The sequence below is a fragment of the Acidobacteriota bacterium genome, assembly GCA_016196035.1.
In the GTDB taxonomy this organism is placed as follows: Bacteria; Acidobacteriota; Blastocatellia; order RBC074; family RBC074; genus JACPYM01.
Genome location: JACPYM010000041.1, coordinates 17,387 through 37,440 on the forward strand (window position 1 = coordinate 17,387; position 20,054 = coordinate 37,440).

The following is a 20,054-nucleotide window of genomic DNA, read 5'->3' on the forward strand; positions in this document are numbered from 1 at the left end:
CGCAAGCGGGCTTTGGGATTAGATCGGTTTTCACTTCGGTGTACGGGAAAACACTGAGCGGCGGGACGGTACCGCGCGCGTCAGCCAGCGGTGTTTGAGCCGTTGAACCATTGGTGCAACGACGCTGTGCCGCTTGCTGACGCGCGCGGTACCGTCCCCACACGCTGCCCCGTATACGCAATTGCAAACTGATCTAGTGCGCTGTTTCAAAGTAAAGGTCGCACATCGCTGCTTTTTCATGCAGGTCGTCACCAGTTTTTAACGAGCGGCGCGCTATGCCAGCAGTACGAAATCGCCTGCTCCACCCACTGTCGTTTACCGCAAAGGATAAGAACCATGAACCGAATCAACCCTTCTTTGTCAGTTCCGTGCCTGGTCTTGGCTGGCCTTGTGCTGGCCTTGTCAGTTTACTTGTATCCCGCGCACGCGCAGTCGGAGCAAAATCCGTCAGCGCAAGAACCGCGCGTCAGCAGGCCCGTACCGTCTGTGGAGGCAAACGTCAGCGCGCAAACCGCCGCGCCCAGTGCTCCCGCAGCCGTCTTCACCGTGTCGAATCTCAATGACAGTGGCGCAGGTTCGTTGCGGCAGGCGTTGCTGGATGCCAATGCGAATGGCGCGGGAGCGGATACGATCAACATCACGGTGAATGGCACGATCAATTTGGCCGGGGTGCTGCCTGACATTGCGAGCAATCTGATGATTAACGGGCCGGGCGCGAACCTGCTGACCGTGCGCCGCAACACCGGCGGGGATTACCGCATTTTCCAGATCAATAGTGGCGTGAGCGTCGATCTTACAGGTCTGACGATTTCGAATGGCAGCGTCCCAACCGGCGAAGGCGGCGGGCTTAGAAACAGCGGCGTGTTGACTATCACCAACTGCGCGATCACTGGCAATCTAGCCAATGGCGGAGGCGGCATTTATAACCAGGGTGCGCTGGCCGTTATTCGTAGCACGATCAGTGGTAACACCGTCAATTTCGACGGCGCGGGGCTATACAATGTGGGGAGCGCTGATGTGGTCAACAGCACGATCAGCGGCAATACCGCCAATAATGGTACTGCTGGAATCATCAACATAAATTTTGGCGGCCCCACGCGGACCCTCGTTGTGGTCAACTGTACCGTCACAGCCAACAAGGGCGTGCCCGAAGGCGGGATTGGGACATATGATCAAGGAGGGACGGCCCAGACCATCTTGAGAAACACCATTGTGGCCAATAACTCCGCGCTGAACCTGATAAAAGGAGGCACGAACGCCAGCGTCTTATCGCAAGGCAATAATTTGGCCAGCGACAACGGCGGCGGTTTTCTGACCCAATCCAGCGACAAGCTCAACACCGACCCGCAACTCTTGCCGCTGGGCAACTACGGCGGCGCGACGCAAACGCATGCCCTGCTGGCGACCAGCCCGGCGGTGGATGCGGGCACCACAGTCGGCGCACCCGACATTGATCAACGCGGCTTGGCGCGCGGTGTGAATGGCAAAGGCTCAGGCGCGGCGGGTTTCGACATCGGCGCGTATGAGTTACGTTCAAAATTCGTCAACGGCGTCACCGGCAACGACGCCAATAGCGGAGAGACACTGGCGTTGGCTTTCAAAACGATTGCGCGCGGCATTGCGGTCGCCGTCGCGGGCGATGATCTGGTGATCGCGGGCGGCACTTATCCTGAAAACAATCTGGTCGTCGGCAAAAGCATCAACTTGCAGGGGGCCAGCGCGGCAACGACGACGGTGAATGCGGGCAAGCTCAACCGCGTTTTCCAGATTAATGCTGGCGTGATGGCAGGCCTCTCCAATTTGACCATCACCAACGGCAGCGTCCCAACCAGTGAAGGCGGCGGCATCCTGAACTCCGGCACCTTGGTCGTTAATAATTGCAGCATTACTGGCAATCTGGCGAACGGCGGCGGCGGCATTTTTAACCTTGACGGGAGCTTGACGATCAGCGGCAGCACGCTCAGCGGCAATACCGCGAACTTCGACGGCGGCGGGTTGTATCACATTGGCAATACCACGAATGTCACGGCCACTTTGACCAACTGCACCATTTCAGGAAATGCGGGGGCTTCCAGCGGAATTGCGACCGCCGCCGCCAGCGGGCAAACCGCAACAACGATCCTGACAAATTGCACGGTAGCAGCCAACACAGGCAGTTCCCCTGCGATCAGAAACATCAACTTTGGCGGAGCCATTGCCGTGACCACCCAACTCAGGAACACGCTGGTAGCTGGAAACAGCGGTATCAACTTCCAGATACAGTCCAACACGACGTTGACCTCGCTGGGCTTCAACTTGGACAGCGACGGCACTAGCGGCTTCACCAATACCAACGGCAACGTCGTCGGAACCGCCGCCAACAAGGTAGACGCCAAGCTTGGCCCGTTGGCGAACAACGGCGGCTCGACGTTGACGCATGCATTGCTGTTCGGCAGCCCGGCGCTGGATAAAGGCAACAGTTCCGGCGCGGCCACCGATCAGCGCGGCGTGGGGCGGCCGGTGGATGATCCCGGTCTGCCGAATGCCACGGGCGGCGACGGCGCGGACATCGGTGCTTTTGAGCGCGGCGGATTGGCGGTCGTTTCATCAGCCAATTTCAAAGGCGCGCCGCTGGCGCAGGAAAGCATCGTCAGCGTCTTTGGCGAGAACCTGACGACAGGGACAGCGGCGAACAACGGGTTGCCGCTGCCGCTGACGCTCCTGAACACCAGTGTGCTCGTCCGGGATGCCGCGAATACGGCGCGGGCGGCTTCGCTCTTTTTCGTCTCGCCGGGGCAGTTCAATTTCCAGATTCCGCCGGGCACCAGCACTGGCGCGGCGACGATTTCAGTCGTGCGTGACGGCAATCTCGTGGCTTCCACCAACACCACCATCAGCGCCGTCGAACCAGGGCTATTCACTGCCAACGCCAATGGCGCAGGGGTGCCGGCCGCCGTATTGGTGCGTGTGCGGGCCAATGGAGCGCAGGTTGTTGAACCGGTGGCGCAGTTGCAAGGCGGCGCGTTCGTCCCCGTCCCGATCAGTCTGGGGCCGGTTGGCGAACAGGTCATCCTGGTGCTGTTCGGCACGGGCATCCGCAATCGCAGCGACCTGAATGCCGTGACGCTGACCATCGGCAACGCCCCGGCGCAGGGCGTGGACTTTGCCGGCACCCAAGGGCTGGTCGGCCTTGATCAAATCAACTCAAGGGCGCTCCCACGCACCCTGGCGGGTGCTGGTACGGTGTCTGTGCGGTTGACCGTGGATGGGAAAGTTGCCAACGTGGTCACGCTCAACATTCAATGATTGAACGCGTTGGAGTGGGCAACGGCAGCGGTTGCCCACTCCCGCGGCTTTGCACAAAAACCTCTAAAAATGACGGACTTTTTGTGCAGGTTGAAAAAAAGCGGCGATAAGTCATTTGGATTTGCGCGCGCTTCTACGCAATCACTCGACTTTTTGTGCAAACGGGACTTTTTGTGCAAAGCCGCGCTGCGCAAAGAACCGGAGCGGCGTTATCAATCGGTCGAACAGTTTTCTGACGATCTGCGGCGTTATCTGGAGGGCTTGCCGGTGCAGGCTCGCCCCGACACCTTTACGTATCGCACGGGCAAATTCGTGCAGCGGCATCGCGTGGGTGTGGCGGCGGTGGCGCTGGTGTTGCTCAGCCTGTTGGGCGGCATCCTGGCGACGGCCTATGCGGCGCGCCGGGCACAGGCCGAACGCGCGCGCGCCGAATACCGTTTCGCCCAGGTGCGCGCGTTGGCGAATAAATTTCTCTTCGATTTTCACGACAAGATTCAGAACGTACCCGGCACCACCGAAGCGCGCGGACTGGTCGCCAAAACGGCGCTGGAATATCTGGATAACCTGGCGCAAGAAATGACGGGAGACCCGCAGCTTGCGTGGGAACTGGCGGTGGCCTATCAAAAAGTCGGCGATGTGCAGGGCGATCCCTGGGCCGCCAATCTGGGCCATTCGCAAGAAGCCATGCAGAGTTATCAAAAGGGCCTCAAGCTGGCGCAACAACTCAACCGCAATGGCAACCCTGAGCTGAAAATGACGCGCTTGCTGGCGCAGGGATATTTCAAACTCGGCATTTTGCAAGCGCAGTCCGGGGGCATGGCGGCGGCGCACGAGACGTTGCAGCAGGCCCTTGCCACCGCTGAAAAACTGGCCGGGCAAACTGCCGCGCTGGAAGACATCCGCCTCTTGCAAAATTGCCACACTCGTTTGGGTGACACCTATCTGGACACGGGTGATCCGGTCAGCGCACTCGACAGTTATCGCCGGGAAATACGGTTGTCCGAGCGCCGCCTCACGGCGTTTCCGACTGATGGCTCGCGCTTGACCTTGGCGATGAGTCATTCCCGTGTGGCCGAGCCGCTGGTGACGCTCGGAGACTTACCGGGCGCGCTGGCCGGTTATCGCAAATCGGTGGAATTGGTGGACGAATTACTGCCCGCGCACGTGGCTGATCCGATCTATCTGCGGGTGCGCATGATCGGCCTGATCTGGCTCGGCAATCTTTCCGGCAATCCGCGCTTTATCAATTTGGGTGAGCCACAGACGGCGCTGCAACATTACCGCGCGGCTTTGGCGATTGCCGAACAATTGGCCGCGCTCGATCCCAAAGATGCGTTCGCGCGCCGCGATTTGGCGGGCGGCCATCGGCTGGTGGGAGAAATTCTGACGCTCAATCAGCCTGCGCAAGCCGTCGAACAATTCCGGCAGGCGCTCGGCATCATGCGCGAAATGCTGGCGGTCACACCCCAAGACGCGCAACTGTTGCGCCGCGAAGCGCAATACCTCAAAGGTTTGGCGGATGCCTTGCGCCGTCTGGGCGACCGGCCCGGCGCGTTGCAAAACCTGCGGCAGGCGCGCCAAACCTGGCAGGACTTGCTGGCGCGCGACGCCGCCAACCTGAAAACACGCGCTGAATTGCATGCGGCGTTGCTGGCGCTGGCGGATACAACGCTGGAAGCTGGCGATCACGACAGCGCGTTGGCCCATTACCGCGCGGCGCTCACCCTGGCCGAAACGCCGCCTGTCGAACAATGGCTGATCTCTATGTGCGTTGGCGGCTAGCCGATTCTTACGCCGGGCTGAGCCGCTATCACGCCGCGCGCGCCACCGCCGCGCCAGTCGGCGAACGGCTCAACCATTGGCGCGAAGCCCGTCAATACGCGCAACGTTCGCTCAGCCTTTGGGAAGAATGGGGCCGACATGCAACCTCCACCAGTTTCGATCAACGGCAGCGTGAACAGGCCGCGCGCGCCGTGGCGAAATGCGAGGCCGCCTTAGCCAAACTGGACGCGAGAGCGCCTAAGCATAAAGCGCTGTCGCACAATCCCAACCTTACTTGCCTGCCTTACGTTCCGCCCGGCATAGCTGGCAGACGCCAAGCAAATATCCGACAAAAGCCACCAGCGTCAGCGCCGTCAGCATCGTCACAAACGGAGCCATTACGCTCAGCGCCAAGCGCAGCACGCGCAGTTGTTCAAACACTCCCACAAATCCGTTGCCATTCATCACGCCCCCTTTCATCAGTTACAGGCGAAACCCGGAGGTGTAATTGCTGACGGCAGTGACGAAATTTTCTTCTGAAAAAAATCTTGTGCGTGACTAGCAGTTTCGCGTGCGGCTTTCGCATGTGACGGCGAGCAACCAAGACGTTGTTCAGAACCACAGCGCAGGCACGTCCGGTGCGCCGGAGGTGTGCTTACGCAACCGTAAGAGTTCAGTACCAATGAGGAGAAAATTCATGAAACATCGCTTAAGTAGGCAGCAAAATATTCCTGGACAACCACGAAGCAACGAAAAGCGCGAAGAAGAACAGGAAGGAGAAGATAGGAGGCCGATCAACATTGATGTTTTCTTCTCTTTCTTCTCTTTCTTCGTGCTCTTCGTTGCTTCGTGGTGAATAGTTTTTGTCAAAGGACTTTTTGCAGATCACTTAGATCGGTTTTCATCTCGGTATATGGGAAAAGTTGCGCAGCGGGACGGTACCGCGCGCGTGAGCAAGCGGAGCCTGGGCGGTTTAGCCAACGGCGTAATCTTGACGCACCGCTTGCTCACGCGCGCGGTGCCGTCCCGGCCCAACGCGCTCCCGTAAACGCAATTGCAAACCGGTCTAATCCGTTCACACCACGGATACCAAGGAGAAAAACCATGAATGCAGCAACCACGACCGTAACCGAATTGGCAAATTTGAAGGCCAAGCTGAAAGCCACCTGGATGGCGGGTGATTTCGACAAAATCGCGGAAATCATTTGGGCCGGCGGCGCACAATTTATCACGCGCCTGCAATTGAAACCCGGCGCACGCCTGCTCGACATCGCCTGTGGTACAGGCAATCTCGCGTTCCCGGCGGCGCGTGCTGGCGCGTTGGTGACTGGCGTAGACATCGCGCCGAACTTATTGGAAACAGCACGCGCACGGGCCAAAGACGCAGGCGTGCAAATTCAATTTGACGAAGGCGACGCTGAAAACCTGCCTTATGCCGACGCCGCGTTTGACGAAGTTGTGACCATGTTCGGCGCGATGTTCGCTCCGCAACCCAATCTGATTGCGGTGGAACTGGCGCGCGTCTGCCGTCCCGGCGGGCGCTTGGCGATGGCGAATTGGACGCCCGCGGGGTTCATCGGCCAGATGTTCAAAGTCACCGGCCAACACGTGCCGCCGCCGCCAATGCCCTCGCCGCTTTTGTGGGGCGATGAAGCGACGGTGCGTGCACGCTTGCAAGGCGATTTTGTCAAGCTGCAATGCCGGCGGCGCGACTTGGTGATGGCGTTTCCCATGACACCAACGGCGGCGGTGGAATTCTTCCGTACCTGGTACGGCCCCACGCAGCGGGCATTTGCGGCGCTGGATCAAGCTGGTCAAGCCGCGTTACGCCGCGACCTGGAGCAACTTTGGACGGCGCACAACCGCGCCACCGACGGCACGACGCAAATCGTCGCCGAATATCTGGAAGTCATTGGCACGCGCGCCAATGTCGGCATGCATCAGCAGTGATGCCACGTTCAACGCACATCAACCACAACCATCTTTATCCGAATTTTATTCAAAAGCAGGAGCTTACAAATGATGATCGCAACACAAACACAAACCGCGACGAAACCAACTTACAGTTATCAAGACACGCTGGCCGCCTCGCAAAAGGTGAACTGGCGCATCGAAGACATCATCGGCGGCGACAAGCGGATTAGTTTCACCCAGCCGCTGATGTCGGAATCGTTCGCGCGCGTCGAGGAACTCAGCTTCCTGACGCCCGCCGAAAAGCTGACGCTCAATCAGATTCGCGGCTTCGATTACCTCTGCGCCTTTGGGCTGGTCGAAGAGTCCATTCTGCCCTTCGTGCTCGATCACGCGCGGCCGCACTTGCAAGGCGACGATTACCGCACCCGCGCCTTTCTGCAATTCGCCGCCGAAGAGGCCAAACACATTCACCTCTTCAAGAAATTCCGCGCCGAGTTTGAAGCCGGGTTTGGGTCGGAATGTCTGTTCATCGGCCCGCCGGAGGAAGTCGCCCAGGCGATTCTCGCGCACGATCCGCTGGCCGTGGCGCTGACCATCCTGCACATCGAATGGATGTCGCAGCGGCACTACACCGAAAGCATTCGGGACAACCAGCAACTCGACCCGCAGTTCAAGAGCCTGCTCAAGCATCACTGGATGGAAGAAGCGCAACACGCCAAGCTCGACACGCTGATGGTCGAAGCGCTGGCCGAAGGGCGCAGCGAGGCCGAACTGAACAAAGCCTTTGATGAATACCTGGAAATCGGCGGCTTCCTCGATGCGGGGCAGCGCCAGCAGGCCGAATTCAATTTGGAAAACCTGCAACGCAGCACGGGCCGCACGCTGAACGCGGACGAACGCGCCGAGTTTCTGACCAAACAACATCGGGCGTTGCGCTGGACGTTCTTGGGTTCGGGCATGACGCACCCGAACTTCCTCGCTACGCTCGAACGGCTGTCGCCAAAGTTGCGCCAGCGCGTCGAAGAGGTCGCGCCGGTCTTCTGCTAGGCGCATTGAAGACGGAGTTGTCAGGTCGGTTCCCAGCCGATCTGACAACTCGCTCGCGGAAAACCAACCATACCCGCGCCCGAGACGCGGGAACAGCAGGTGAAGAGGACAATGACGAACCTGCCATACGTAAGGCGAGGTGTAGTGTGCGCGGTCTTAAGCGCGCTCTGGGTCGCCGCGCGCGTTGGCGCCAGTCAAGTGAAACCATAAACCTGGCACCATTGCGCGGCCCGCCTTGCCGCCTCCAGCCATTTTTTTCCGGCTAGCCGCAGCGCATTTGATAGAATGCCCCCGCCTCGAACTGAACTCTCTTTGGCGCCTCAAAGAAAGCTGCAACGATGACCAACATCACGACACCGCCGGGCCGGGGCTGGCGGTTGAATAGCCGTTCCCGTTCCCGTTCCACTCAGGTGCTGGCGCTGGCTGTAACGCTGCTCGCGCTGGCCGCCGGCAGCGCAAGCTGGCGCGCGCTGGCCGGACGCCAACCCGCCAGGGCCGCACAAGGCCGTGCGGCGGCGCTGCTCAATCTTCAGCTTCAACCCGTCGCCACAGGGTTGAACATTCCGGTCTATGCGACACACGCCCACGACAGCCGTTTATTTATCGTCGACAAAGCGGGGCGCATTTTTCTTTATCAAAACGGCCAGCTTGCCGCCACGCCGTTTCTCGATCTGGCGGCGCGCGTGATGTCGGTCAGCCGGTTTGATGCGCGCGGCTTGCTGGGGCTGGCGTTTCATCCGCAATATCCGGCGGTGCCGTATTTTTTCGTTTACTTCACGGCGAACGGCACACCCCTCGTTGACGGCGGCGCGCCTGCCGTCAACGACAACGTGCTGATGCGCTATGCGGTTTCATCCGCCAACCCGAATCTGGCCGACGCCAATTCTGGCAAGACCATGCTGATTACGCCGCAAACTTCGTTTAACCATAACGGCGGCACACTTGATTTCGGCAACGATGGTTTTTTGTACCTCTCCAAAGGCGACGGCGGCGCGGCCAACGATCCGGAAGGCAACGCGCAGAACATCAACAACCTGCTCGGCAAGATTTTGCGGATTGACGTGGATCAAAACGTCAATGCCGCGCCGTATTACGCGATTCCCCCGTCGAATCCTTTCGCCGGGGCGACGCCGGGCGCGGACGAGATTTACCTGCTCGGCTTGCGCAATCCGTACCGCTTTGCGTTTGACCGCGTGACGGGCGATTTGTGGATTGGCGATAACGGCGAAAGCGCGCGCGAAGAAGCCGACCGCGTGCCGATCAACGCCGCGACCGGCGGCGACAATCTCGGCTGGCGCGTGCTCGAAGGCGCGCTCTGCACGAACCTCGATCCTTGTGTCACACCCGCGAGCTACGTTGCGCCGGCGCTCGAATACAGCCACACGGGCGGGCGCTGTGCGATCATCGGCGGCTTTGTTTACCGGGGCAGCCAGCTTCCGGCGTTGCAGGGAAAATATGTCTATGCCGATTACTGCACCGGCGAAATTTTCAGCTTGCAGGGCACGACGCAGACGGTCGAACTCGACACGCCGTACAACATCACGGGCTTCGGCGCAGATCAAAACGGTGAACTTTACGTCGTGAATGACGCGGGCAGTCTCTTCAAAATCCAGGCGCAGGCGACAGCCAGCCTGACGCGCGGCCCTTATTTGCAACTGGGCACGCCCACCAGTTTGCGCCTGCGTTGGCGCACCGACACGGCCACCGACAGCCGCGTGCGTTATGGCGCGGCGCCCAACGCGCTCAACTTGCTGATGGATGATGCCGCTGTGACAACCGAACACTCCGTCACGCTGACAGGGCTGACGCCGAATACAACGTATTACTATTCCGTCGGCACGACGGCGGCGACGTTAGCGGGCGGCGATGCCAATCATGTGTTCGTGACCGCGCCGACGGTGGGCAGCACTCAGCCGGTGCGCGTGTGGGTGCTGGGTGACGCAGGTTGGGCGGGCGTGGGCTTGCCCGAAGGCCAGCGCGCCGTGCGCGATGCTTACTATGCTTTCAACGGCACGCAGCGCACCGATCTGTGGTTGATGCTGGGCGACAATGCCTACAACACCGGCACCGACACGGAATATCAAGCCGGGGTGTTCGATATGTATCAAGCGATGCTGCGCCAGTCCGTGCTCTGGCCGGCCATTGGCAATCACGACACCGCCGGTTCGACCACGCCGCCGCCGACACTGCCGTACTTTCAGATTTTCGATTTGCCGCAGCAGGCCGAAGCGGGCGGCGTGGCGTCGGGCACAGAACTTTATTACTCGTACAATTACGGCAACATTCATTTCGTCAGCCTGGACGCGATGGTTTCGCCGCGCACGCCGCCCAGCGCGATGTTGACGTGGCTGCAAAATGATCTAGCGCAAAACCACCAGGATTGGTTGATCGCGTATTGGCATCATCCGCCGTATAGCAAAGGCTCACACGATTCGGACACCGAAGCCAATCTGGTCGAAATGCGCGCGAACGTACTGCCGATTTTGGAAAGCTACGGCGTGGATTTGGTGCTGAGCGGCCACAGCCACGCTTACGAACGGTCGTTTTTGATTGATGGGCATTACGGGCTGTCAACGACGTTCACCAACGCGATGAAAAAGAACGGCGGCGACGGGCGGCCCGGCGGCAACGGCGCTTACACCAAATCCACGCGCGGCCCCAGCGCGCACGAAGGCGCGGTCTATGTCGTGGCGGGCACGTCGGGCATCACCAGCGGCGGGTCGCTCAATCATCCGGCGATGTTCACCTCGCTCAATCAACTCGGCTCGCTGGTGTTGGACATCAGCGGCAATCAGCTCGACGCCAAATTCCTGCGCGAGACGGGCGCAGTGGATGACAGTTTCACGATTAGCAAAGGCACGGGCGTGATTCCGCCGCCTACCATCACGGCGCAACCCGCCGATCAATCCGCCTGTCCGGACGGCAACGTCAATTTCAGCGCCGCCGCCAGCGGCAATCCCGTGCCCACCGTGCAATGGCAAGTCAGCACCGACGGCGGCGCGAATTTCAGCAACCTGCCCGGCGCGAACAGCATCACGCTGGCGTTGACGGGCCTCACCACGGGGCTGAACGGCCAACGTTACCGCGCCGTATTCACCAACTCCGGCGGCACGGCGACGACCAACGTGGCGTTGCTGACGGTCTATTCCGCCACCGGCATCGCCGCGCAACCAGTCGCACAAACTGTTTGCAACGGCGCGGCGGCGGCGTTCGCGGTGACGGCCAGCGGCACGGGGCCGTTTACCTATCAATGGCGCAAAAACAACACGAACTTGCCGGGCGCGACGGGGGGCAGTTACGCCCTCGCGGCGGCCACCGCAGGCGACGTGGGGGTGTATGACGTGGTGGTCAACGGCCTGTGCGGCAGCGTGATTTCGCAGGCTGCCACGTTGACCGTCAACAGCGCGCCGGGCATCAGCGTGCAACCGGCGGCGCAAACCGTCTGCGCAGGCGCGCCCGTTTCGTTTTCAGTTAGCGCCAACGGGACAGGGCCGCTGACCTATCAATGGCGTAAGAACAATCTCAACCTGCCCGGGGCCACCGGCAGCAGTTATCAAATCGTCGCCGCCAGTACGAATGAGGTCGGCGCGTATGATGTGCTCGTCACCGGCGCTTGCGGTAGTGTGATCTCACAGGCCGCCACGCTGACGGTGAATAGCGCGCCCAGTGTCAGCGTGCAGCCCGTAGCCCAGTCCGTCTGTCCAAACGGTAGTGCCACATTCACAGCCACAGCGAACGGCAGCCCTACACCTGCGGTGCAGTGGCAAGTCAGCAATGACGGCGGCGCGCATTTCGCCGATGTCGCGGGCGCGCAAGGCACGACGCTGAGCTTGAACAACGTAAGCGCCGGGCAAAGCGGTACGTTGTATCGCGCCGTTTTTACCAACACCTGTGGCACGACGGCCAGCGTGGCGGCGGCGTTGACGGTGCATAGCTTTGTGTTAACACCGCCCGCGCAAAATTTTGCGGCCAGCGGCGGCACTGGCGCGGTCACGGTAATCGCCACAGGAGCATGTCCCTGGTTGGCCACCAGCAATGCGCCCTGGCTGATCATCACGACGGGAGCGACGGGCAACGGTTCGGGCGCGGTCAGTTACAGCGTGGGCGCGAATACCAGCCCCGCGCGCACGGGCACACTGAGCATCGCCGGGCAAAACTTCACGGTGACGCAGGCGGACGGTTGTGTCTTTGCCATCAACCCCGCCGCCGCGAGCTTTGCGGTGGGCGGAGGCAGCGGCACGGTCAATGTCACGGCGGGTGTGGGTTGCGTGTGGACGGCGGTGAGCAATGCGCCTTGGCTAACGCTCAGCAGTGGCGGCAGCGGCAACGGCGCGGGCGCGGTGAATTACATCGTCGCCGCCAATCAGGGCGCGGCGCGCACGGGCACGCTGAGCATCGCCGAGCAAACGTTGACGGTCACGCAGGCGCTCAATTGTGCGACGCAACCGATCACGCTCAACCCCGCGACGCTGCCCGCCGGCGTGACCGGTGCGAGCTATAGCCAAGCGTTGTTGGCCAGCGGTGGCCCGGCTCCTTACAGTTTCGCTTTGCTGGCGGGCGCGTTGCCTGTGGGCTTGAGTTTGGCGGCGGATGGCATGCTGAGCGGCATGCCCGGCACAGCGGGAACGTTTAACTTCACGGTCAGCGCCACGGCTGCCACAAGTTGCGTGGGCACGCAGGCTTATACGTTGAATATCGCGTGCCCCGCGATCACGCTCAATCCGCCCACATTGCCCAGTGGCACGACGGGGACACCGTATCAACAAAGCTTCACGCAAAACGGTGGCATGGGAGCGATTACGTACAGCCTCAGCGCCGGTCAATTGCCCGCCGGGATGACCCTTACTCCCAACGGTGCACTCGGCGGTGTGCCGACGCAGGCAACCAGCGCAGTCTTTACCGTGAAAGCGACCGATGCGAACGGCTGCCTGGGGACGCGCGCCTACACGCTCTCAATCAATTGCCCGATGATCACCGTCAGTCCGGCGACTTTAGCAGCAGGCAGTGTGGGTACGCCGTATCAGCAGAGCTTCACGCAAACCGGCAGTGGCGCGATCATCTTCGCCTGGCAAGGCGCGCCGGTGCCGGGCCTGACGTTTACGCCGGGTACGGGATTGCTGACGGGCACGCCGACGCAAAGCGGCAGCTTCAGCTTTAACCTGACGGCCACGGATGCGAATGGTTGCGCGGGCCAGCAAAGTTACACGCTGACGATCAATTGCCCGGCTCTCAACATCGCGCCGGTCAATTTGCCGGGCGCTACGACAAGCACGGCGTATAGCCAGCAGTTGACCGCGACGGGCGGCACTGCGCCGTATGGTTTCAGTTTGCTCAACGGCGCGTTGCCAGCGGGGCTGACGCTTTCAACGGCGGGCTTGCTCAGTGGTTCGCCCACGGCGGCAGGCACGGCTAGTTTTACCGTCAAAGCTAATGACGCGAATGGTTGCGCGGCGTCGCAGCCGTTCACGCTGGCCGTCACGTGCGCGACACTCAGCTTGACGCCGCTTGTGCTGCCCAGCGGACAAACCGGCGCGCCCTACAATCAGACGCTTACTGCGACGGGCGGGAGTGCACCATACGCCTTCAGCATCATTTCAGGCGCATTGCCTGCCGGGTTGGCGCTTTCGAGTGCGGGCATCTTGGGCGGAACGCCCACCGTCAGCGGCAACGCGACCTTTGTCGTTAGGGCGGTAGATGCGAATGGCTGTGCGGTCGAGCGGCCATACCAACTCAGTCTCAATTGCCCGGCGGTTTCGCTGAATCCGGCGACGCTGCCAGGCGCTGTGCAGTGGACGGCGTATCAACAAACCTTGTCCGCCACGGGCGGGACTGCGCCATACAGTTACAGCTTGGTGAGCGGCGCATTGCCAACGGGGCTGAGCCTGGCAAACGAAGTTGTGACGGGCACGCCCGCTATTCCTGGCAGCTATAACTTCACGCTCAAAGCAACCGATGCGCATGGCTGTGCGGGCATTCGCGCTTACGTTTTGACGGTACAGGCCAAAGCGAAGAAGGTTGATTTTGACGGCGATGGCAAAACGGATTTTGCCGTTTGGAACGGCCCGACAGGGAATTGGGCGGTGCTCAACAGCGGCAACAGCGCGCTGCAAACGACGCAATGGGGCGCGGGCTATGCGCCATACAACGATGTGATCGTGCCGGGCGATTACGACGGCGATGGCAAGATTGATCACGCCATCTGGCGCGGCGCGGATTCGCTCTGGTACATCCGCAAATCCTCCGATAGCCAAGCGGTGTTGCAATTGTGGGGCGCGAACTATGCGCCGTATTTCGATATTCCGACGCCGGGCGATTTCGATGGTGATGGCAAGACTGATCTCGCGGTTTGGCGGCCATCGAACGGTACTTGGTACGTCAAGCGCAGCTCCGACGGCAGCTATCTGATCGAAGTCTGGGGCCAGCCAGGCGATACGCCCGTGGCGGCGGATTACGATGGCGATGGCAAAACGGACTTTGCGGTCTGGCGTCCGGCGGATGGCAATTGGCTGCTCAAGCTGAGCGCGGGCGGCACGCAAACCATTCAATGGGGCGCGGGCTATGCGCCGTATCTCGATGTGCCCGTGCCCGCCGATTACGATGGCGATGGCAAGGCGGACTTAGCAATCTGGCGCGGCGCGGATTCGCTCTGGTACATCCGCAAATCCACAGATGGCCAAGCGGTGTTGCAATTGTGGGGCGCGAACTATGCGCCGTATTTTGATATTCCGACACCGGGCGATTATGACGGCGACGGCAAGGCGGACATTGCAGTGTGGCGGCCTACGTCGGGGACGTGGTTTGTGCGGCAAAGTTCGGACGGCGCGAACCTGATTCGGCAGCACGGGCAGCCGGGCGATACGCCAGTGCCGAAGGTCCAATAAGCGCTTTGACTGAAAATGAAAGAGACCCGCGTGCAGCATTTACTGCACGCGGGCCTCTTCATTTTAGACCAGCCAATTATTCGCCTGCTTTGGCAGCGCGTTTGGCTTTTGTGGCTTTAGCCGGGGCTTTGGCCGCTTTGACCGCTTTGGGCGGCGGCGCGTCGCCGCTCTTGTAATCGCACTTTTCCTGCGCGCAGGATTTCACGGTCTCTTCCTTCTTGGCGTTGTATTTTTCCAGCAGGAAGGGCGCGTTGCATTGCGGGCAGATTTCGGCGACGGGTTTGTCCCAGAACACGGCATCGCACTTCGGATATTCCGAACAGCCGTAAAAGATTTTGCCGCGTTTGGATTTCTTGACGATGATTTCGCCCTTGCAACCGGCGCGCGGACAAGCCACGCCGGTTGATTCGCGTTTGATGAACTTGCATTCGGGGTAGCGCGAACAAGCGGTGAATTCACCATACGGCCCTTGCCGAATCGCCAGTTGCGAGCCGCAATCCGGGCAGAACGCATCAATCAAGACAGGGGCCGCCGCGACCGCGCCCGTCTTGGTGATCTTGCGCGTCGTCTTGCAATCGGGATAGCCCGTGCAAGCCAGGAACTGACCGAAGCGGCCTTTCTTCAAGGCCATCGGCTTGCCGCAATTTTCGCATTTCTCATCGGCGTAAGGGTTCTCGGCATCGGCGGCGGTCGCTTCACCATTGCCATTCGCCGGTTTCGCCATCTCGCGTGTGTTCTTGCATTCGGGGTAATTGGTGCAGGCCAGGAACTGGCCGAAGCGCCCGAACTTGATCGCCATTTTGGAGCCGCACTTGTCGCAGACTTCGTCGGTGATGATCTCCTGGCGCTTGACGTCGCGCATGTGCTCCTGCGCTTTTTTCAGGTCAACCGTGAACTTGTCGTAAAAGCCGTGCAGCGCCTGCGTCCATTTCAGCTTGCCGTCTTCGACCTCGTCCAGGTTCGCTTCCATCTGCGCGGTGTAGGCAATGTTGAACAGTTCAGCAAAGCTCTCAACCAGCAGGTCGTTGACCAGCGTGCCCAGATCGGTCGGGAAGAATTTGTTTTCCTTCTTCTCGACGTACTCGCGATCCTGAATCACCGACATGATCGAAGCGTAAGTCGAAGGTCGCCCGATGCCTTTTTCTTCTAGGGCCTTGACCAGTGTGGCTTCGGTGTAACGCGGCGGCGGTTCGGTGAAATGCTGATTGGGTGTCAGCGCGTTGAGCTTCAGGTTCTCGCCCTTCACAACCTTTGGCAACTTGGCCGCGCGTTCGTCGTCTTCGTCGTCCTTCTCGTCCTTGCCCTCTTCGTAGACGGCCAGGAAGCCGTCGAATTTGAGCACCGAGCCGGTCGCGCGGAAGAGATACTTTTCGCCCGCCGCAATATCAATCGTCGTCTGGTCAAAGATCGCCGGCATCATCTGCGACGCCAGAAAGCGCTGCCAGATCAGGCGATAAAGCGCGAGTTCATCTTTGTCCAGATACGGCGCGACGCTCTCCGGCGTGCGTTCCGCCGCCGTCGGGCGGATGGCTTCGTGCGCGTCCTGCGCGTCCTTTTTCGAGCGGTAGTGAATCGCTTTTTCGGGCAGGTAATTCGGCCCGTACTGTTTGCCGATAAACTCACGCACTTCGCCCAGCGCGCTCTCGGCCACGCGCGTCGAATCGGTGCGCATATAGGTGATCAAACCGACCGCGCCCTCGCTGCCCAGTTCTTTGCCTTCGTAAAGTTTCTGCGCGATCTGCATCGTGCGCTTGGCCGAAAAGCGCAGCTTGCGCGAGGCTTCCTGTTGCAGCTTCGAGGTGATGAAAGGCGGCACCGGATTGCGCTTTTTCTCTTTGGTGCTGACCTCGCTCACGACGTATTGCGCGCCTTGCAGTTCAGTCAGAATTTGCTGCGCCATGCCTTCGTTCGTGATGTGGACTTCAGACTTTTTGACGCCATCGTCAAAACCCGCCGTCTTCACGGTCTTGTCGGCAATCTTGTAGAGTCGCGCGTCAAAGGCGGGCGGCAATTGTGCCGAAAGGTTCGCAATGACTGACCAGTATTCGGTTTTGACAAAGGCTTGAATCTCGCGCTCGCGTTCGACCACCAGCCGCACGGCCACGGTTTGCACGCGCCCGGCGGAAAGGCCGCGCCGCACTTTGTCCCAGAGCAGCGGACTGACTTTGTAACCGACGATGCGGTCGAGCACACGGCGCGCCTGTTGCGCGTCCACCAAGTCCTGGTCAATCTGGCCCGGTTGTTTGAAGGCATCCTGCACCGCCGACTTGGTGATTTCGTTGAACATCACGCGGAAGATCGGTTTCTTGGCGTTGCCGCGCCCGCTGGTGACGATCTCGGCCAGATGAAAGCCGATGGCCTCGCCTTCGCGATCCGGGTCAGTTGCGATGTAAACGGTCTCGGCGTCTTTGGCGGCCTCTTTGATTTCGCGGACGACTTTTTCTTTGCCGGGCATGACTTCATAGGTCGGCTCGAAGTCGTTCTCTAAATCCACGCCCAGCCCTTTTTTCGGCAAATCTTTGACGTGGCCGACCGACGCCAGCACTTTGAAATCTTTGCCCAGATATTTGTTGATGGTTTTCGCTTTGGAAGGTGACTCTACGATGACTAATGATTTCGCCATAAATATCCAATCAGAACAGCATTGCACGGCCCGGTTCGTGTGATTGTTTTACACAGTGGCCGCAAAAGGTCACATCAAATAGCACGAAGGCAGGCAGTAGTTCAAGCGAGCGACTTGGACAGGTTGATTAGCGTGCTCGCGCCGAACCAGACTCAGACACTGAGGAGAGCGTTTCATCTAATCAAAAAACGGGGAGAGCGGAGGTTGCTTTCCTTGCCCCGCTCTCCCCGTTTTGTTTGGCTAATTGGACGCTGCGAAACCGGTTTAGCGTCGTCAGCTTCGATTGGTCAACTGGTTCAAGTCGCCAGTGAGTTGATTGAACCGCTTGAGCAGATAATCCAGGTATTGATTGCGGTAGCGCAGCGCTTGCTCGACCCGCGCCAGCACCTGCTGCAATTGCGCGACCTGTGGAATCGCGTTGATACCGCGCTGACATTCTGTCTGAGCGGCAGCGAGACTTTCGCGTACCGGGCCGACGGTAGCCTGAATGCGTATGGCGGTGTCGCGCGTCAAGCTGGCGAAAGCGGCGCCGTTATAAAAATTGAACTGTGTTTGACCGACGGTCTCACAAAAGACTGCCGCAGCGCTCATCAGCTTCGCATAGTTGGTGTCGTACAACGCCACGACACTGCGATCAAAGTACGGATTACTTTGATTGCCTGCATTGTAGGCGCGGTTGATGGCGGCATAGACTTGTGCTTGAAAATTCTCCAGGCGGCTGGCGACGCTGCTCGCTTCCAACATACCGAATCCAGCGTCATTTTTGAGCGCGCCATTGAGCCGTTCGCTGAACCGTTCCAATTCGGCATAGTAACCCGTGCTGCCTATGAGCGCGCCGACCTGCGTCAGGTAGCGGTTGTAATACCAGTTAATGTCGTTGGATACCCGCGCGTCCTGCGCCACCGTGGCCGCGAGGTTCGCCGCATATTTAACGTCCGCCTCATTACTGAGGGCCGACGCCATCTGATTCAGTTCTTCATTCACCTGTGTGTACTCACGCAACATGGGGTAAGCGTTCAGCAATTGCTCAAAGCCGTTGCGGATGCTGGCCATCTCTGCCGAAGTCGCCAAGGCCGTCTGCCAGCGGCTTTGCCAGGCTTGTGCGGTCAGGCCATTCGTGACGGCTTGCTGCTCCCATAACAGTTGATAACGAGCGGTCACAGCAGTCGCAGCATCGCTGAACCATTGCGCCAGGCTGGGACGCGCAGCGACGTAGGCGATGGCTTTCTGCTGCACCTTCAATTGCAGGTTCGCCAGTTGCAGACGTTGGCGATAACGCTCATTCAACGTTGTTTGATTGTTGGGCGGCGCCGTCCACGTGGCTACGGTGGCGGACAGGCTGGCTGCCGCGCGATACGAAGGGCATTGATTATAGATCGTGCGCGTCTGTAGCGTCAGTGCGTAGTTCCAATAGAGCAAGAAGGGATCGCCGTAAGTCAGCCGCAACACCACTTGGTTGTATTCTTTGCGTAAACCGGCCAGCGTTTGATCGGTTTGCGAATAACGCGCCAGCCGCTGCATTAGCGCGTTGTAGCGCGTTTCCAAATCGCTCGCTTCCACTCTGGCAAAGGCACTCTCGGCACCAAATCCCAGCAAGCCGAAACCGCCGTAATTGAGAAATGCCAAGTCCGGAAAGTAGCGGCTGACGAGGAGCGAGTTGTCGCCCAGCAACCCGAAGTTGGTGCGGTTCGCGAAGTCGAATAACCGACTGCCAACCCAATCGAACTGCGCGCCGATGAGCGACAATTGACTGGGTGAAAACCCCAGATCGCGGTAGACCGAGCCATAGGTGCGCGCGAAGATGTTGCCGCCAAATCCTTGCAACCCGCCGCCCAAAATGCCGCCCGACTTGGAAAGAAAGCCCGCGAGCGGATCATTGCCGCTATTCAAAAGAGCCAGCGCCGACCGCTGATTGAGTCGCCCGGCCAGTGTGTTCGGATTGTTGAGTTGATTATTGAGGAAGTTGCTGAAGAGGTCACCACTCACTTTAACCAGCGGCTCTTGCGGGTGCGGTTCCGGCATGGCAATGAGCAGCGTTTGTGCTTCTTCATCCGTCAGGAGCGGGCCTGCCGCCAATTCCGGTGCGTCGCCGGTGAGCCGCAGATGCTGGCTCAGATCAACTTCGGGCAAGTGTGGCAACGAACGTGCCGGCGTCGGCGTTTGCGCCGGCGTAGGCGTCAAACAGAGCAACAGCGCGCTGCTCAACAATAAGACTGGCAGCAGCGCCTTGTGCCATCTTTGTTCGGGACGTGCGTTCGTGTTGCGAATGGTTATGCGGGCTTCCTTTGTGCTCTTCATGATCGTTCTCCTTTGCGTTGAATCCGGTGTGCGGCCTCATTACCGCTTTCATCAAAGACACGCGGAAGCGCGCCGCCAAAAAGCTCACCGCAACCAAAAAATCTATCCCGCCGCCTCGTTTTTCTGCCTCACTGCACTCAACCGCTTTCTCAGATCGGTTTTCAGTTGCGTGTACGGTAGGCGCGCCGCGCCGGGACAGTACCGCGCGCGTGAGCAAGCGGCGCGTCAAGCACGGCTGACTGACG

The 20,054-nt window shown here is 59.9% G+C and carries 10 protein-coding genes; 6 read left to right on the top strand and 4 right to left on the bottom strand.

Translation table 11 applies throughout. The annotated features are described in order from the left end of the window. Window positions 1–336: 336 nt before the first annotated feature. Both HY011_14180 and HY011_14185 read left to right on the top strand, forming a co-directional pair. Window positions 337–3,285, top strand: coding sequence for a hypothetical protein (locus HY011_14180; protein MBI3424076.1), 2,949 nt, complete (start codon window positions 337–339; stop codon window positions 3,283–3,285). A 153-nt stretch (window positions 3,286–3,438) separates the two neighbouring features. Then, a complete protein-coding gene (locus tag HY011_14185) occupies window positions 3,439–5,067 on the top strand; it encodes a tetratricopeptide repeat protein (protein ID MBI3424077.1) in 1,629 nt (542 codons plus the stop codon). On the opposite strand, the gene HY011_14190 is transcribed toward HY011_14185, so the two are convergent. Continuing rightward, complete coding sequence (locus HY011_14190) at window positions 5,064–5,207, bottom strand: hypothetical protein (protein ID MBI3424078.1); 144 nt, start codon at window positions 5,205–5,207, stop codon at window positions 5,064–5,066. The two genes, HY011_14185 and HY011_14190, sit on opposite strands and share 4 nt — an antisense overlap. A gap of 130 nt (window positions 5,208–5,337) precedes the next feature. Then, a complete protein-coding gene (locus HY011_14195; GenBank protein MBI3424079.1) occupies window positions 5,338–5,511 on the bottom strand; it encodes a hypothetical protein in 174 nt (57 codons plus the stop codon). A gap of 232 nt (window positions 5,512–5,743) precedes the next feature. On the opposite strand from HY011_14195, the gene HY011_14200 reads away from it, so the two are divergent. The 4 genes from HY011_14200 to HY011_14215 all read left to right on the top strand — a co-directional run bounded on the left by HY011_14200 (window position 5,744) and on the right by HY011_14215 (window position 14,888). Then, the gene (locus tag HY011_14200) at window positions 5,744–5,902 is read left to right on the top strand and encodes a hypothetical protein (protein MBI3424080.1); all 159 of its coding nucleotides are present in this window, start codon (window positions 5,744–5,746) and stop codon (window positions 5,900–5,902) included. Between the two features lie 248 nt (window positions 5,903–6,150). Continuing rightward, the gene (locus tag HY011_14205; GenBank protein ID MBI3424081.1) at window positions 6,151–6,996 is read left to right on the top strand and encodes a methyltransferase domain-containing protein; all 846 of its coding nucleotides are present in this window, start codon (window positions 6,151–6,153) and stop codon (window positions 6,994–6,996) included. Window positions 6,997–7,065: 69 nt separating this feature from the next. Beyond that, window positions 7,066–8,007, top strand: a complete 942-nt coding sequence (locus tag HY011_14210; protein MBI3424082.1) for a hypothetical protein — start codon at window positions 7,066–7,068, stop codon at window positions 8,005–8,007. A gap of 338 nt (window positions 8,008–8,345) precedes the next feature. Then, the gene (locus tag HY011_14215) at window positions 8,346–14,888 is read left to right on the top strand and encodes a PQQ-dependent sugar dehydrogenase (GenBank protein ID MBI3424083.1); all 6,543 of its coding nucleotides are present in this window, start codon (window positions 8,346–8,348) and stop codon (window positions 14,886–14,888) included. 76 nt (window positions 14,889–14,964) lie between these two features. Here the strand turns inward: HY011_14215 and topA are convergent, their stop codons facing one another. Continuing rightward, the gene (gene topA / locus HY011_14220; protein MBI3424084.1) at window positions 14,965–17,511 is read right to left on the bottom strand and encodes a type I DNA topoisomerase; all 2,547 of its coding nucleotides are present in this window, start codon (window positions 17,509–17,511) and stop codon (window positions 14,965–14,967) included. Window positions 17,512–17,784: 273 nt separating this feature from the next. Next, entirely contained in the window at window positions 17,785–19,809 is a 2,025-nt protein-coding gene (locus HY011_14225) for a hypothetical protein (protein ID MBI3424085.1), read from the bottom strand. Window positions 19,810–20,054: the final 245 nt, after the last annotated feature.

Coding starts and splice junctions, on each gene's coding strand:
- HY011_14225 (MBI3424085.1), bottom strand. CDS start 19,809: ATGAAGAGCACAAAGGAAGCCCGCATAACCATTCGCAACACGAACGCA.
- HY011_14180 (MBI3424076.1), top strand. CDS start 337: ATGAACCGAATCAACCCTTCTTTGTCAGTTCCGTGCCTGGTCTTGGCT.
- topA (MBI3424084.1), bottom strand. CDS start 17,511: ATGGCGAAATCATTAGTCATCGTAGAGTCACCTTCCAAAGCGAAAACC.
- HY011_14205 (MBI3424081.1), top strand. CDS start 6,151: ATGAATGCAGCAACCACGACCGTAACCGAATTGGCAAATTTGAAGGCC.
- HY011_14200 (MBI3424080.1), top strand. CDS start 5,744: ATGAAACATCGCTTAAGTAGGCAGCAAAATATTCCTGGACAACCACGA.
- HY011_14195 (MBI3424079.1), bottom strand. CDS start 5,511: ATGAATGGCAACGGATTTGTGGGAGTGTTTGAACAACTGCGCGTGCTG.
- HY011_14210 (MBI3424082.1), top strand. CDS start 7,066: ATGATGATCGCAACACAAACACAAACCGCGACGAAACCAACTTACAGT.
- HY011_14190 (MBI3424078.1), bottom strand. CDS start 5,207: ATGTCGGCCCCATTCTTCCCAAAGGCTGAGCGAACGTTGCGCGTATTG.
- HY011_14215 (MBI3424083.1), top strand. CDS start 8,346: ATGACCAACATCACGACACCGCCGGGCCGGGGCTGGCGGTTGAATAGC.